Raw genomic sequence first — 13461 nt, 5'->3', positions numbered from 1 at the left:
TGGGAGGAGCCGGTGAAGGCGAGAGCTTTCGATTACATGCGCCCGAAATGCGTGCAGGAAGCATTGGAAGCTTTCGTCAGCGCGGATGGTGATGCGAGCTATATTGCGGGAGGGCAGAGTCTCGTTCCGGCGCTGGCACTTCGGCTGCAGGCCCCCGGCCTTCTCATCGATATCGCTCGCCTGGACGAACTGCGCGGTCTTTCCATCGCCGGCGGTCATCTGCGCATCGGCGCAACCACCCGCCACTGCGAAATTCTCGACTCGGATCTCGTGCGGGAACATGCGCCGCTGCTTGCAAAGGCGGCTCCTTTCGTGGCGCACCCGGCGATCCGCAACAAGGGCACATTCGGCGGCAGCCTGGCGCTTGCCGATCCCGCATCGGAATTTCCCGCCATGGCGCTGGCGCTTGATGCTTTCATTGAAATTGCCTCCGTTGAAGGCAGCCGCCGCGTTGGTGCCGGGGATTTCTTCATCGATCTCTATGAAACGGCGCTTCAGCCGGGCGAGATCGTCACCGCGGTATACGTACCCTTGGCAACCGCGAAAACCCGGACGGCCTTTGACGAACTGGCCCGTCGGCGCGGCGATTATGCAATCGTCGGGGCGGGCATCGATGCGCAGATGCAGGGCGGTTTTGTCGAACGCATGCGGATTGCCTTCCTTTCGGTGGGCTCGACGCCGGTCAGGGTGCGTGCGGTCGAAGCCGCGCTGACCGGGCGGCAGTTGACGCCGGAGGCGATCCGGCAGGCACAGGACGTACTCGGCACGGAGCTTGATCCGGTCGGCGACGAGCATACGCCTCCGGAGATGCGCCGGCATCTTGCAAGGGTGCTGCTCGGAAGGCTGCTCGGCCGGCTGGAGGCAAGCCGATGAGCGGCAAGGTGGCGATTTCGCTGGCCGTGAACGGCGAGACAATCGAGGCGCTGGTTGCGCCGCGCACCACGCTTGCCGATTTCCTGCGGCAGGACATCCAGCTCACCGGCACCCATACGGGCTGCGAAATGGGCGTCTGCGGCGCCTGCCTGGTACTGCTGGACGACCGACCGGTGCATGCCTGCCTGATGTTTGCGGTGCAGGCCGATGGCTGCGCCGTCGAGACGATCGAGGGCCTGACCCATCGCAGAGCGATCGACGACCTCCAGAAGGCGTTTCATGAGCGCAATGCCTTGCAATGCGGCTTCTGCACTCCGGGCATGCTGGTGAGCGCCTACGGGATTCTGGCGTCCGGCGACGAGCCCGATCGCGACGGCATCCGTGACGCGCTCTCCGGAAACTACTGTCGCTGTACCGGTTACGAAGCGATCGTCGATGCGATCGAAACGACGGCGAGACAGCGCCGGCAGCATATGGAGGAGGAGAAGGCATGAACGCGTTCGCCGGCTCCATCGACAGGCCTAACTCCTATATCGGCCGCTCGGTATCGCGACCGAATGCCAAGCGTCTGCTCGAAGGCCGGGGGCGGTACGTGACCGACCTCGTGCTGCCGCGCATGTTGCATGCGGCTTTCGTCCGCAGCCCTTATGCGCATGGAAACATTGTTTCGATCGATATCGATGAGGCAAAGGCCCTCTCCGGCGTTCGCGCCGTCTTCACGGGTGAGGACCTGGCATCGATCTGCGCGCCCTGGACCGGAACGCTCGAGCATTTCAGCAACATGAAGTCTCCGCCGCAAGTGCCGCTACCTCTTGAAAAGGTGATGTGGTCAGGGCAGCCGGTCGTTCTCATCGTCGCCGACAGCAGGGCAATCGCCGAAGATGCCGCCGAGCTGGTGATCGTCGATATCGAGGAGCTCCCGGCACTGGCGGACCCGGTCGAGGCCATGTCTGCCCCGGCGATGTCGCAAGAGCTCGCCGACAATATCTGCTTTGCCACGAAACTCGACAGCGGCGGCGTCGAGGAGGCATTCGATGCAGCGGACACGACGGTCGAGCAGAGCTTCGTTTTCGGCCGGCACACGGCGGTGACACTCGAACCGCGCGCCATCGTTGCCGATTACGATCCGAGCGAGAACCGGCTGACTGCCCACCACGCGACCCAGACACCCTATCAGTTCCAGGATGTCTATTCCCGCCACTACGGCATTCCGGAAGCCAATGTCCGCGTCATCGCGCCGGATATCGGCGGTTCGTTCGGAATGAAACTGCATGTCTATCACGAGGAGATGGCGGTCGTCGGCGCGTCGATCCGGCTCGGTCGCCCCATCAAATACGTCGCCGACCGGATGGAATCCTTCGTCTCGGATATTCATGCCCGCGATCACCGGATAACCGGGCGTCTTGCCCTCGACAGGGACGGTCGCATCACCGCCATGGATGTAGACGACCTAACCGCGATCGGTGCCTTTTCGAGCTACCCGCGCACCAGCGCGGTCGAGGGAAACCAGGTCATCCGCCTGATGGGTGCCCCTTATGACTTCTCTTCTTATCGCGCCAATCTTTCGGTCGTGTTCCAGAACAAGGTGCAGACCAGCCAGTACCGCGCCGTCGGGCATCCGATTGCCTGCGCGGTGACGGAATGCCTGGTCGATGCCGCGGCGCGCGAACTCGGCCTCGATCCGTTTGAAATCCGCGAGCGCAATCTCATTCCCGACAGCAGCTATCCCCGCACATCGCCGACCGGGTACCAGTTCGAAAAGCTCTCCCACCAGGTCTGTCTCGCGCGGCTGAAGTCGATCATGAACTACGACGCTCTTCGTGCGGAGCAGGCCGATCAGCGGCAGAACGGCATCCTGCGCGGCATCGGTATCGCCCTTTTCGTGGAGATCACCAACCCGAGCCCGGCTTTTTATGGGGTCGGTGGCGCGCGGATTTCCGCGCAGGACGGCGCCATCCTCAAGCTCACGCCGTCCGGCGAGGTGCATTGTTCGATTTCCGTGACCGAACAGGGGCAGGGGACGGAGACCATCATCGGTCAGATCGTCGCGGACCAGCTCGGCATCGATCGGGAAAAAGTCCGGGTGATGACCGGCGACACCGATACGACACCCCATGGGGGTGCCACCTGGGCCTGTCGTGGAGCGGGCATCGGCGGCGAAACGGCGCTGCAGGCGGCGCGCAAGCTGAAGGCAAATCTGCTCGCCGTTGCGGGTCTCATCCTGCAGGCGCAACCGGGCGAGCTTGATATCCGCGCCGACTGGATCGTCGAGGCGGTCACGGGCCAGCAGCGCGTTAGCCTCTCGGAAGTCGCGCGCATCGCCTTCTTCCGGTCGGACACGCTGCCGCCCGAAACCCAGGCGCAGCTTTCCGTTGTGCATCACTATGCGCCGCAGGGTTATCCGTTCGCATTCACGAACGGAGCCCAGGGCTGCCTGGTCGAAGTGGATGCGGAGACCGGCTTCGTGAAGATTCTCAAGCATTGGGTGGTCGAGGACTGCGGCCGCATCATCAATCCGCTGCTGGTGGACGAACAGGTGCGGGGCGGCGTGGTGCAGGGACTGGGCGCGGCCTTTTTCGAGGAATGCCTCTACAACGAGGAAGGTCAGCTCACCAACGGCTCGCTTGCCGATTACCTCGTGCCGATGGCCTGCGAGATGCCGGATATCGAGATTTCCCACGTCGAAACGCCGACCCGGGACACCGAACTCGGTGCAAAGGGCTGCGGCGAAGCAGGGACGGCGGCGGCATCCGCCGCTGCGATGAATGCCGTCAACGATGCGCTTGTGGGTCACGGCGCGGTGCTGACGCAGATACCGATGACGCCGACGCGCATATTGAGGGCGCTCGGCACGATCTGAATGCAACAACGATCCGATGTCAGGAGGAGGACAGGATGACAAACGGAATTGAGAAGCCGGCTTTGAGGCCGATCGGCCGCCGTGCAGCCCTTATCGGGTTGGCCGGCGTGGCTGGAACACTTTCGATGCCATGGATAGCCCGGGCGCAGGCGGAAACCATCCGCATCGGGTTTCCGACGCCTTTGACCGGCCCGTTCGCCGCCGAGGCCAACGACCAGGTCCGCAGCGCCCAGCTGGCGGTAAAGCTCGCCAACGACAAGGGTGGAATTGCCGGCCGCAAGGTCGAGCTCCTGGTGCGCGACGACAAGCTGAATGCCGGCGAAGCCGCCACCCGCACGCTCGAACTGATCGAAAAGGACAAGGTCCATGCGGTGGTCGGCGCACTTTCGAGCGCCGTACAGCTTGCGGTCAACGAGGTGACCCGTGCCCGCAACATGCTGTACATCTCGATCAGCCAGTCGGACACCATCAACGAGACCAAGGATTTCAGCCCCTATACGTTCCATGAGGCGCTCAATCCGACGATGACGACCGCGGTTGTCGCCAAGCACAGTTTCAAGAAGGGTTCGAAGGTCGCCTATCTTGTTGCCGACTATGCCTACGGCCACGAGATGCTGCGCGGTTTCAGGCGGGCAGCCAAGGAAATCGGTGCGCAGACGGTCAGCGAAATCCTGCACCCGTTCGGCGCGGCGGACTATTCGACCTTCATCCCGACCATCCTGGCATCAGGCGCAGACATCCTCTGCATCTGCAATTTCGGCCGCGACCAGGCCAATTCCATCAAGCAGGCGGTGGATTTCGGCGTGAAGGACCAGATGAAGATCGTCGTGCCGGTGCTGCTGCACAACCAGCGGCTTGCGGTCGATCCCGAAGTCTTCGAAGGTGTCATCGGCGGCGCGAACTATTACTGGGGCCTGGAAGAAACGGTGCCTTCCGCAAAGGCGTTCAACGACGCCTTCAGGGCCATGTACAAGGGCACGATCCCGACCGACTACGGAGCCTACGGTTATACCGGCGTCGCTTCGCTGTTGATGGCCATCGAAAAGGCAGGCGGGACGGAGCCACAGAAGGTCATCGCGGCTCTGGAAGCGCTGAAATATGATATCGCCAAGGGAGAGCAGTCCTACCGCAAGTGCGACCACCAGTCGATGCAATCGGTACTCGTCCTGGAATCCAAGGCGAAAAGCGCGATGAAATCGGATGCCGATCTTTTCAAGATCGTCGCCGCGGAACCTGCATCGGAGAGCGTTTTGCGAACCTGCTCCGAACTCGGCTTCAAGAGCTGATACCCTGGGACGGATGAGGTCATGACTGTCCAATTGATTGCAATGCAGCTGTTTTCGGGCCTCGCGCTGGGCGCGGTCCTGATCATGGTTGCGCTCGGCCTGTCGATCATCTTCGGCATGCTCGGCATCGTGAATTTCGCGCATGGTGCGCTGTTCATGGTGGGAGCCTATGCGGGGCTCTACGTGGCCGGCCTGACGGGGAGCTTCTGGTGGGCTCTCCTGATCGCGCCGGTCATGATCGGCCTGTTCGGCATGCTGATCGAGCGTTTCCTCATCCGTCCTCTCTATGGCCGCTCGCCGGACGATCCGCTGCTTCTCACCTTCGGTCTTGGTTACGTGCTGGTCGAGGCGGTGCGCATATTCTTCGGCACCGACGGCATTCCGTTCTCGACGCCGGCAGCCCTTCGCGGCGTGGTGAACCTCGGCATCGGCTTTTTCCCGCTCTACCGGCTTTTCGTCATCGGCGTGGTTGTCGCCGTCCTGTTGCTGCTGTGGATCGGCCTCGAAAAGACGAAATTCGGCCTGATCGTCAGGGCGGGTTCCGCCGATCCGCTGATCATGCGGGTGCTGGGCGTCGATATCAGCAGATTGTGGTTGATCGTGTTCGGTATCGGGGTCGGCATCACCGCACTCGGCGGTGTGCTTGCTGCACCGATGCGCAATGTCAGCCCGGAAATGGGCACGCTTGTGCTGGCCGAAGCCTTCGTGGTGACGGTGATCGGCGGCATGGGCTCGCTTCCCGGCGCCGTCATTGCCGGCCTCATCGTCGGCGTCTCGGTCAGCATGACATCGCTCTTCGCCCCGGAAATGGCGACGATCGTCATGTTCGCGCTGATGGCGCTCATTCTGCTGGTGCGCCCGAACGGCCTTTATGGCCGCGCCGCACCTGGCCTGTAGGGAGACCGCCATGTCCGTCATCAGAAATGCGGAACTTGTCCCGGCGCCCGCCCGACGCAGCTTCGCGACACGGTTTTCCAATGTCAGCCGCTGGCGGGTGCCGCTTTCAATCCTGGCGCTCTGCATCCTGCCCTGGGTGCTGCCCTCGCAGGCGCTGGCCGTCAACGTGTTGATCTACGGCCTTGTCGCGGTCGGTTACAACCTGCTCTTTGGTTACACCGGCCTGCTCTCCTTCGGTCACGCGGCCTTCTTCGGCGCCGGAGCCTATGCGACGGGTATCGCGATCGGTGCTTTCGGGATCCACTGGTTCATTGCGATGTTGATCGGCGTGCTGGTTTCGGGCCTGCTTGCGACGGTCATGGGGGTGCTCGCCATCCGCACGCGTGGCATCTACTTCTCGATGGTGACGCTCGCGCTGGCACAGCTCGTCTATTATGCGGCGCTGCAAGCCTCCTCCTGGACCGGCGGCGAAAACGGTCTGCGCGGCTTTACGGTCAGCACGCTGCACCTTCCCGGTTTCTCGGTAAATTTCCTCGATCCTCTCGTGAAATACTACGCGATCATGATCGTGGTCGCGGCGGCGCTCTGGTTCGTGTCGAGGGTCCTGAATTCGCCTTTCGGCGCGGTGATCGAGGCGATCCGCGAAAACGAGACACGGGCGCGCGCCTGCGGCTATGATGTCGAGCGAACCAAGCTGTTGTCCTTCATCCTTTCAGGCATTCTCTGTGGGCTCGCAGGCACGCTATCGGCGATGCATCTTTCGATCGTGCCCCTGGATTCGCTCCATTACCATACGTCTGGCCTGATCGTGATGATGACGCTGCTCGGCGGCGCCGGCAGCTTCTTCGGTCCCTTTATCGGCGCGCTGGCGTTTCTTTCGATGGAGGACATTTTCTCGCTCTGGACATCCAACTGGCAGCTGATTGTCGGCGTGATTTTCATCCTCTTCGTCCTCTATCTGCCCAAGGGCATCTGGGGCACCTTGATAGCCTGGGGCAAAAGCCGATGAGCGCACCTATCATGAGCGTCACCAATATCGGCAAGCAGTTCGGCGGACTGGTCGCGTTGAAGGATGTGACGGCCGATTTCCAGGAAGGCAAGATCACCGCCATCATCGGGCCGAACGGCGCCGGCAAGAGCACGTTCTTCAACATCCTGTCCGGCGCCCTGAAACCCTCGAGCGGTACGCTCAGGTTTCGTGGCACGGATATGGCGGGCGTGCCACAGCACGATTATGTGCACCGCGGCATCGCCCGCTCCTACCAGATCACCAACATCTTCCCCAACCTTTCCGTCCTCGAGAACGTCCGCGTCGCGGCACAGGCTTTCCGGTCCCGGATGAACATCTGGGCAAACCGCAGTGCCGATAGGGATAGCGAGGACAGGGCCTCGGCAATGCTCGCATCTGTCGGGTTGTCGGCGCGGGCGGCGACACCGGCCAAATTCCTGGCGCATGGACAGCAGCGAGCGCTGGAAATCGCCATCGCCCTGGTGGCCGATCCGGCGCTTCTTCTGCTCGACGAGCCGACGGCGGGGATGGGGCCGGAAGAGACGCGCGAGATGGTCGCGCTGATAGAGAAGCTGGCGGCCCAACGCACGATCCTGCTCGTCGAGCACAAGATGAAGATGATCCTCGGCCTCAGCGACCGCGTGCTCGTCCTTCACCATGGCCAGTTGCTGGCCGACGGGACACCGAAGGAAATCCAGGCGAACTCCGAGGTTCGTCGCGTCTACCTGGGACAAAATGATGGCTATGCTTGAAATCGAAGGCCTGAACGGCTGGTATGGCGCGAGCCATGTGCTTCACGGGGTGTCGTTCGCGGTGGAACCGGGCGAGATCGTTGCGCTTGTCGGCCGCAACGGCGCCGGCAAGACGAGCATCATCCGTTCGATCATGGGGCTCATGCCGCGCACCACCGGCGCCATCCGGTTCAACGGCGAAGACATATCCCGGCTAAAGGCCCATGACCGCTATGTCCGCGGCCTCGCCTATGTTCCGGAAGAACGCCGTATCGTGCGGGGGCTGACGGTGCTGGAAAACCTGCAGCTGGGGCTTGTCGCCGACCGCAAGCGGATCGACGAGGCGGCTGCGATCGACGAGATCGCCCGCAGTTTCCCGCGCTTGAAGGAGCGTTTGCACCAGGAAGGTGTAACCATGTCGGGCGGCGAGCAGCAGATGTTGGCGATAGCCCGCGCCATGATCGCCCGGCCGAAGATGATCCTGCTCGACGAGCCGTCGGAAGGCATCATGCCCGTGCTGGTCGAGGAGATGGGCGCACTGTTCAGGCGGCTGCGGGAGGAGGGGACGACGCTGCTCCTCGTCGAGCAGAATGTCGAATGGGCGCTGAACCTTGCGGACCGGGCGGTTATCGTCGACCAGGGCGAGATCGTCTACCGCAGCGATGCGGCAACACTTCTGGCGGACAAGGACATTCAGGAGCGATACTGCGCGGTCTGAGCCCGCAATCCACCGACCCGATCATCATCGAACAAAGGGCTTCGTCGCTTGCGCGGCGAAGAGCGATATTTTTATGGAAATCACTGGAGAGTACCGGCTGGAAGAGCCACGCGACGACGTGTGGGTGAGGCTCTTCGATGCCGATGTCCTGCGCCGTTGCATTCCTGGGTGCAAGGAACTGACGCAGACGGCCGAGAACAGTTTCGACGCGAAGGTCGTGCTCAAGATAGGTCCGGTTTCCGCAACCTTTGCAGCCACCGTCGAGATCATCGATATCGAGGCGCCGGAGAGCTGCCGCATCATCGGCAAGGGAAATGGCGGCATCGCCGGTTTCGCCAAGGGAGACTGCGTTGTCAGGCTTGCGCAGGATGGCAATGCCACCTTCCTGACCTACAGCGCCAATGTGGATATCGGTGGAAAGATTGCAGCATTGGGCGGCAGACTGGTGCAGGCGACATCGAAGAAGCTCGCCGACCAGTTCTTTGTCTCATTCTCATCGCGCGAGGGATAACGCGGGCTTACGTCGCTTGAAACGGAGATGCACCTGACTTGAAGTGGGGGTTATCCTCCCGCTCCAGCACCGCCCTTACGGCCGCCCGCTCGCGCATCTGGTTGTGATGCCGCGTGAAACTTTTCAAGGTGTCCATTGGCAGCCCGTTGCTCCGTCCCCAGCCATAGAAGACGAGGGCGTAGGGATCCACGACCGTATACCGGTCGCCCATGATCCACTCGTTGCCGGCAATCAGCCCATCTATCTCCTGCATGCTCTCCCAATAGGAGGACACTGCCTTGCTGCGGACATCGTCATAAATTTCCTTTCTTTCGACGAATCTATAAGGCCTGAACTTGGCTCTCTGGAAGATATGCGGCGTGTTCGAAAACCAGGCCATCTGGGAGATGCACAGCGTCTGGTCGAGAATATCGGCCGGAAACAGGCCGGCGTCCGGACTGGTCAAGGCGATATACGTCAATATCGCGGTGTTCTCGGTGATCACCCTGCCATCCGGCGCGATGAGTGCCGGCACTTTGGCGCGGGGATTGATTGCCAGATATTCCGGGGTCAGATGCTGGTTTTCCGAGAGCAGCGTCCTCACCGGTCTGAACGGCCTGCCGGTCTCCTCCAGGGCGATATGCGATGCCAGCGAACAGGCTCCGGGACTGTAAAACAGAATCAATTTGCCCGTCGGGTTCGATATCCTGCCAGATGCTGCAGATGGATCCGTCATTTTCCATTACCCTTCTTGTTTGATGCGATCAGAAGCGTTCCCCGGACGCGCGATCCAAAGGTCGATGAAGTGAGATCCCAATCCGAACACGATGGATCCGCCGTCGCGCATCCAACCGTCGTCGCCGGCCGTCTCGTCATGCCATCAGGGCCGCCATGATCCGGTCGCGGGTCATCGGCATATGATGGATGCGTGTGCCCAAGGCATGCGCGACCGCATTGCCGATGGCGGCTGCCGTTGGACCACCTGCGCATTCACCGACGCCGAGCGGCGGGTATTCGCTGGCCTCGACAAGCTCGACGCGAATCTCGGGTATTTGCGAAAAGCGGATGACCGGATAACTTTCCCAGTCGAGCGTCGCGATGCCCTGCGGGCCGAAGCGGACCTCCTCGATCAGCGTCCAGCTGATGGCCTGGACGATATTGCCTTCGATCTGGTTGAGAATTCCGTCGGGATTGATGGCGAGCCCGGCATCGACGGCGCACCAGATATCCGTGACTCGCACTGCCTCATCCACGTCGACGGCGGCGACGACCGCCGCATAGGCCGAAGAATTCTTGTAGCGGGCGAGGCCGATACCCAGACCGCTTCCGGCGCCTCCGGCATCGCGGGATGACCAGTTCGCCATCGCGGCCGCTTTCTCGAGGACGCGACGGGCGCGAGGGTCGGAAAGAATGGCCAGCCGGTATGCAACCGGATCTTCGCCTGCGCGCCCAGCCAGATCATCGAGCAGGCCTTCGATGGCGAAGACGTTCAGCGTCGCGCCGAGGCCACGCAGCGACGAGGTCCGTACCGGCACGTCGTGGATCAGATGCAATTCGATCCGCTTCGGGCCGATATCGTAAAGAGGAATGCCGTTGCGGGCAGCTCCACCGCCGCGTTCAAGCGGAATGTCGAAGGGCTTGCGGGCAGGTGGCCGTGTCTTCATGGCGTGGGCGGCAAGCAGGCTGGCGCCGCCGACACCGGGCCGCTGGCCATGGGTGGCACTCCAGATTTCCGTGGTCCAGTCGACGGGCCGGCCGGCCGCGTCCAGTTCTGCATGGACGGCGACGGTCATGGCTGAGGAGAGTGGCTCGTAGCCGAATTCCTCTTCGCGCCGCCACATGAGGCGGATCGGTTGGTCGGGCAGCGTGCGTGCCACGAGGGCAGCGTCCAGGGCGGCGTCGTCGGCACCGTTATGGCCATAACAGCCGGCACCCTGGACATGATGGCAGGCAACCGCTTCGAGGGAAAATCCGAGCGTCCTTGCGATATTCTCCCGCAGCGGGTGCATGCCCTGTGCATGGGACCAGACGGTAAGGATGCCGTCACGGTAGAGCGCGATCGCGCAGGAGGGTGCGATGGAGCCGTGCGAAAGGAACGGGCGAGTGAAGCGCGCGGAGACACGGTCCGTCGCCTTTTCCGGCGAAGGAGCGCCCATGAGACGGTCGTCCGAGGGCTGGGAGGCGACCCAGTCCGGCGTCGCCTGTTCGGGTGAGAGACTGAGGGCATTGTCCCAGACGGCGCATTCGGTTGCAGCCATGGCGGCAGCGCGGACCGCGGTCTCGTCGGTGCCGACGAATGCCACGAAATTGTCGAGGCGAACGATGCGGACGTCGCCTCCCGCTCTGCGCCGGATGATCGTCTCATCCAGTTGCAGAAGCACCGCGCCCGGCCCGGGCTGGCGCAATGTCCGCGCGTGCAGCATTCCCGCAAGCATCATGTCCTGGATGAAGCCGGATCCGGTGAGTTTTGCCGGCAGGTCCAGCCGCGGGACAGATCTGCCGACGAGGCGGTGAGCGCTTTGGGGTTTTGGCGCAACCGCGCCGGTGGCTTCGGCGGAAAGGTCGAGTTCTCCGGCAATGCTCCAATAGTCGATGCCGCTCGGCGCACCGTTCTTCAAGAAGGCGCCGTCCGCGACGGTCAGCTCGTCGGGTGCCGCGTTCAATCGCAGCGCCGCCCGCGCCAGGGCAAGTGCACGGACTTCCGCTGCGACAAGCCGGATCGCAGCACCGGAATGCTCGATGGACCAGCTCGAGGCGGTATAACCTTCGCCCGGACCCTCGACGCTGTTGCCGGACATCATCCGCACCTGGTCAATGCGAAGATCCAGTTCCTCGGCCGCGATCTGCGCAAGCGCTGTCAGCACGCCCTGGCCGAGTTCCACCTTGCCGGTGCCGATCCGCACCGTGTGGTCGTCCTGGAAGCGAAGCCAGCGGTCGAGCCGGGGATTGTCCCTCAGGCTGAAGCTAAGCGCGGTCATCAGGCTACCTTCTCACGCAAGTCGGCTGCCGCCTTGAGCACGGCGCGCAAAATGCGGGGGTGCGAACCGCAGCGGCAGAGATTTGCGTCGAGCGCTGCGGCGATTTCGGCCCGCGTCGGGTCGGGATTGCGATCGAGGAAAGCCTTCGCCGCGATGAGAATGCCCGATAGGCAATAACCGCATTGTCCCGCCTGCTCGTCGAGGAATGCCTGCTGCAGCGGGTGCAATGCATCCGCCGAGCCCAAGCCTTCGACCGTCGTGATCGTGCGGCCGGAAAGCGTGCCGATCTCCCGGCTGCAGGAATAGGCGGCAACGCCGTCGATCAGAACCATGCAGGCGCCGCATTGCTCCAACCCGCAGCCATACCGGCTGCCTTTCAGGCCCAGGTGATTGCGCAGCACGTCCAGAAGCGGTGCCGTCGAAGGCACGTCCAGCTCATGCACCTGCCCATTGACATTGAGAGTGAGGCATTCGTTCATCCAGTTCAATTCCATCCCTGAGCCAGCAACTCCAAGTCCCGCCGAGAGGCGTCGCGGCCGAGTGATTGCGGCCGCGACACCGATAAGGCCCTACTGCGCCCGCGACGAGCGGCTTAGGTCGGCTCGACAAGCCCGGCCTTGACCAGCGGCTCGATCGACCGGATCTCGCGTTCGATCGAGCCGGCCATTTCGTCAGGCGTATTGACGACGGGGGTCAGTCCGAGCGACGCAAACTTCTTCTGCGCTGCCGGCGTGTCGCTCCACTCCTTGATGGCGGTATGGATCTTGCTCACGATCTCCTTGGGCATCCCCTTTGGGCCGACAGCGCCGAACCAGAGGGTCTGCTCGTAGCCGTTGAGACCCTGTTCTGCGACGGTCTGCACCTCGGGCAGTTCCGGAATTCGCTTGGCCGAGGTGACCGCAAGCCCGCGGATTTTCGCGTCGCGGATATGGGGGAGATAGTTGGACGGCGCGTCGAGCGCGAAGTGGATGTGTCCGCCCAGCAGATCGGCCAGCAACGGCGGCGACCCCTTGTAGGGAATATGGTTGATCTGGACGCCGGCCATCTGGCCGATGATGGCAGCGGCTATGTGCCCCTTGGTCCCCGCGCCCGGATTTCCGATATTCAGCTTTCCAGGGTTTGCCCTCGCATAGGCGATCAGTTCCTGGACCGATTTCGCCGGAGCCGAAGCGCTTGCACTGAGCAGCGCCGGGCTTTCTGCGACAATCGAGATCGGCGTGAAGTCCACCTGCGGATCGTAGGCGAGGTTCTTTTGCACCACCTTGTTGGCCGCGATCGGCGCGCTGCCGCTGATCATGATCGTGTAGCCGTCGGGCGCGGCGCGCGCGAGCCTGCCGCCGGCCAGGGCCCCGGCTGCGCCAGCATGGTTCTCGATGACGAATTGCTGGCCGTATTTGGCCGTCAAGGCATCCGCGACCAGCCGGGCTATAATGTCACTGGTGCCACCCGGGGGATAGGCCGAGATCACCACTACCGGTTTGCTCGGCCAACTGTCGGCCAGCGCAATTCCTCTGGACGCCAGCATGGCAGCTGTGCCGCCCAATACGATAAATTCCCGCCTGTTCATTGCAAGTCTCCTCCCACCCGTTGAATCGAGTTCTATAGGCGCAACACTATCG

At 62.7% G+C, this 13461-nt stretch carries 13 protein-coding genes; 9 read left to right on the top strand and 4 right to left on the bottom strand.

Going from position 1 to position 13461, the window contains the following annotated elements; translation table 11 throughout:
• Positions 1-12 precede the first annotated feature (12 nt).
• The 9 genes from C5J26_RS09420 to C5J26_RS09380 all read left to right on the top strand — a co-directional run bounded on the left by C5J26_RS09420 (position 13) and on the right by C5J26_RS09380 (position 8885).
• Complete coding sequence (locus C5J26_RS09420) at positions 13-873, top strand: xanthine dehydrogenase family protein subunit M (RefSeq protein WP_105401531.1); 861 nt, start codon at positions 13-15, stop codon at positions 871-873.
• Complete coding sequence (locus C5J26_RS09415; protein WP_046631867.1) at positions 870-1367, top strand: (2Fe-2S)-binding protein; 498 nt, start codon at positions 870-872, stop codon at positions 1365-1367. The genes C5J26_RS09420 and C5J26_RS09415 overlap by 4 nt, the downstream gene beginning before the upstream one ends.
• Positions 1364-3733, top strand: a complete 2370-nt coding sequence (locus C5J26_RS09410; protein ID WP_105401530.1) for a xanthine dehydrogenase family protein molybdopterin-binding subunit — start codon at positions 1364-1366, stop codon at positions 3731-3733. The genes C5J26_RS09415 and C5J26_RS09410 overlap by 4 nt, the downstream gene beginning before the upstream one ends.
• 35 nt (positions 3734-3768) lie before the next feature.
• On the top strand, positions 3769-5019 hold the full coding sequence (locus tag C5J26_RS09405; RefSeq protein WP_105401529.1) for an ABC transporter substrate-binding protein: 1251 nt from the start codon (positions 3769-3771) through the stop codon (positions 5017-5019).
• A gap of 21 nt (positions 5020-5040) precedes the next feature.
• Entirely contained in the window at positions 5041-5916 is an 876-nt protein-coding gene (locus tag C5J26_RS09400; RefSeq protein WP_105401528.1) for a branched-chain amino acid ABC transporter permease, read from the top strand.
• A 10-nt stretch (positions 5917-5926) separates the two neighbouring features.
• Positions 5927-6925 carry a branched-chain amino acid ABC transporter permease gene (locus C5J26_RS09395; RefSeq protein ID WP_105401527.1) on the top strand — a complete coding sequence of 333 codons (999 nt, stop codon included), beginning with the start codon at positions 5927-5929 and terminating at the stop codon, positions 6923-6925.
• Positions 6922-7677: an ABC transporter ATP-binding protein gene (locus C5J26_RS09390; protein WP_105401526.1), complete on the top strand. Its 756-nt coding sequence runs from the start codon at positions 6922-6924 to the stop codon at positions 7675-7677. Before C5J26_RS09395 ends, C5J26_RS09390 begins: the two co-directional genes overlap by 4 nt.
• Positions 7670-8374: an ABC transporter ATP-binding protein gene (locus C5J26_RS09385; RefSeq protein ID WP_046629602.1), complete on the top strand. Its 705-nt coding sequence runs from the start codon at positions 7670-7672 to the stop codon at positions 8372-8374. The genes C5J26_RS09390 and C5J26_RS09385 overlap by 8 nt, the downstream gene beginning before the upstream one ends.
• Positions 8375-8447: 73 nt before the next feature.
• Positions 8448-8885 (top strand): CoxG family protein, encoded by a 438-nt coding sequence (locus C5J26_RS09380; protein ID WP_105401524.1) that lies wholly within the window; start codon positions 8448-8450, stop codon positions 8883-8885.
• Between the two features lie 7 nt (positions 8886-8892).
• Here the strand turns inward: C5J26_RS09380 and C5J26_RS09375 are convergent, their stop codons facing one another.
• The 4 genes from C5J26_RS09375 to C5J26_RS09360 all read right to left on the bottom strand — a co-directional run bounded on the left by C5J26_RS09375 (position 8893) and on the right by C5J26_RS09360 (position 13409).
• A complete protein-coding gene (locus C5J26_RS09375) occupies positions 8893-9600 on the bottom strand; it encodes a glutathione S-transferase family protein (protein WP_105401523.1) in 708 nt (235 codons plus the stop codon).
• 136 nt (positions 9601-9736) lie between these two features.
• Positions 9737-11842 (bottom strand): molybdopterin cofactor-binding domain-containing protein, encoded by a 2106-nt coding sequence (locus C5J26_RS09370; protein WP_105401522.1) that lies wholly within the window; start codon positions 11840-11842, stop codon positions 9737-9739.
• Positions 11842-12321 (bottom strand): (2Fe-2S)-binding protein, encoded by a 480-nt coding sequence (locus C5J26_RS09365; protein ID WP_105401859.1) that lies wholly within the window; start codon positions 12319-12321, stop codon positions 11842-11844. Before C5J26_RS09365 ends, C5J26_RS09370 begins: the two co-directional genes overlap by 1 nt.
• A 113-nt stretch (positions 12322-12434) precedes the next feature.
• Entirely contained in the window at positions 12435-13409 is a 975-nt protein-coding gene (locus C5J26_RS09360) for a tripartite tricarboxylate transporter substrate binding protein (RefSeq protein WP_105401521.1), read from the bottom strand.
• Between the last annotated feature and the right edge of the window lie 52 nt (positions 13410-13461).

It is taken from the genome of Neorhizobium sp. T7_12, from assembly GCF_002968535.1.
Lineage (GTDB): Bacteria > Pseudomonadota > Alphaproteobacteria > Rhizobiales > Rhizobiaceae > Neorhizobium > Neorhizobium tomejilense.
The sequence above is the reverse complement of the archived record's forward strand: the minus strand, read 5'-3'. Positions and strand labels throughout refer to the sequence as shown.

Bases quoted from the DNA above. Each gene is read 5' to 3' on its own strand.
- C5J26_RS09405 (WP_105401529.1), top strand. From the start codon at position 3,769: ATGACAAACGGAATTGAGAAGCCGGCTTTGAGGCCGATCGGCCGCCGT.
- C5J26_RS09365 (WP_105401859.1), bottom strand. From the start codon at position 12,321: ATGAACGAATGCCTCACTCTCAATGTCAATGGGCAGGTGCATGAGCTG.
- C5J26_RS09360 (WP_105401521.1), bottom strand. From the start codon at position 13,409: ATGAACAGGCGGGAATTTATCGTATTGGGCGGCACAGCTGCCATGCTG.
- C5J26_RS09375 (WP_105401523.1), bottom strand. From the start codon at position 9,600: ATGACGGATCCATCTGCAGCATCTGGCAGGATATCGAACCCGACGGGC.
- C5J26_RS09415 (WP_046631867.1), top strand. From the start codon at position 870: ATGAGCGGCAAGGTGGCGATTTCGCTGGCCGTGAACGGCGAGACAATC.
- C5J26_RS09380 (WP_105401524.1), top strand. From the start codon at position 8,448: ATGGAAATCACTGGAGAGTACCGGCTGGAAGAGCCACGCGACGACGTG.
- C5J26_RS09410 (WP_105401530.1), top strand. From the start codon at position 1,364: ATGAACGCGTTCGCCGGCTCCATCGACAGGCCTAACTCCTATATCGGC.
- C5J26_RS09370 (WP_105401522.1), bottom strand. From the start codon at position 11,842: ATGACCGCGCTTAGCTTCAGCCTGAGGGACAATCCCCGGCTCGACCGC.
- C5J26_RS09385 (WP_046629602.1), top strand. From the start codon at position 7,670: ATGCTTGAAATCGAAGGCCTGAACGGCTGGTATGGCGCGAGCCATGTG.
- C5J26_RS09400 (WP_105401528.1), top strand. From the start codon at position 5,041: ATGACTGTCCAATTGATTGCAATGCAGCTGTTTTCGGGCCTCGCGCTG.
- C5J26_RS09395 (WP_105401527.1), top strand. From the start codon at position 5,927: ATGTCCGTCATCAGAAATGCGGAACTTGTCCCGGCGCCCGCCCGACGC.
- C5J26_RS09390 (WP_105401526.1), top strand. From the start codon at position 6,922: ATGAGCGCACCTATCATGAGCGTCACCAATATCGGCAAGCAGTTCGGC.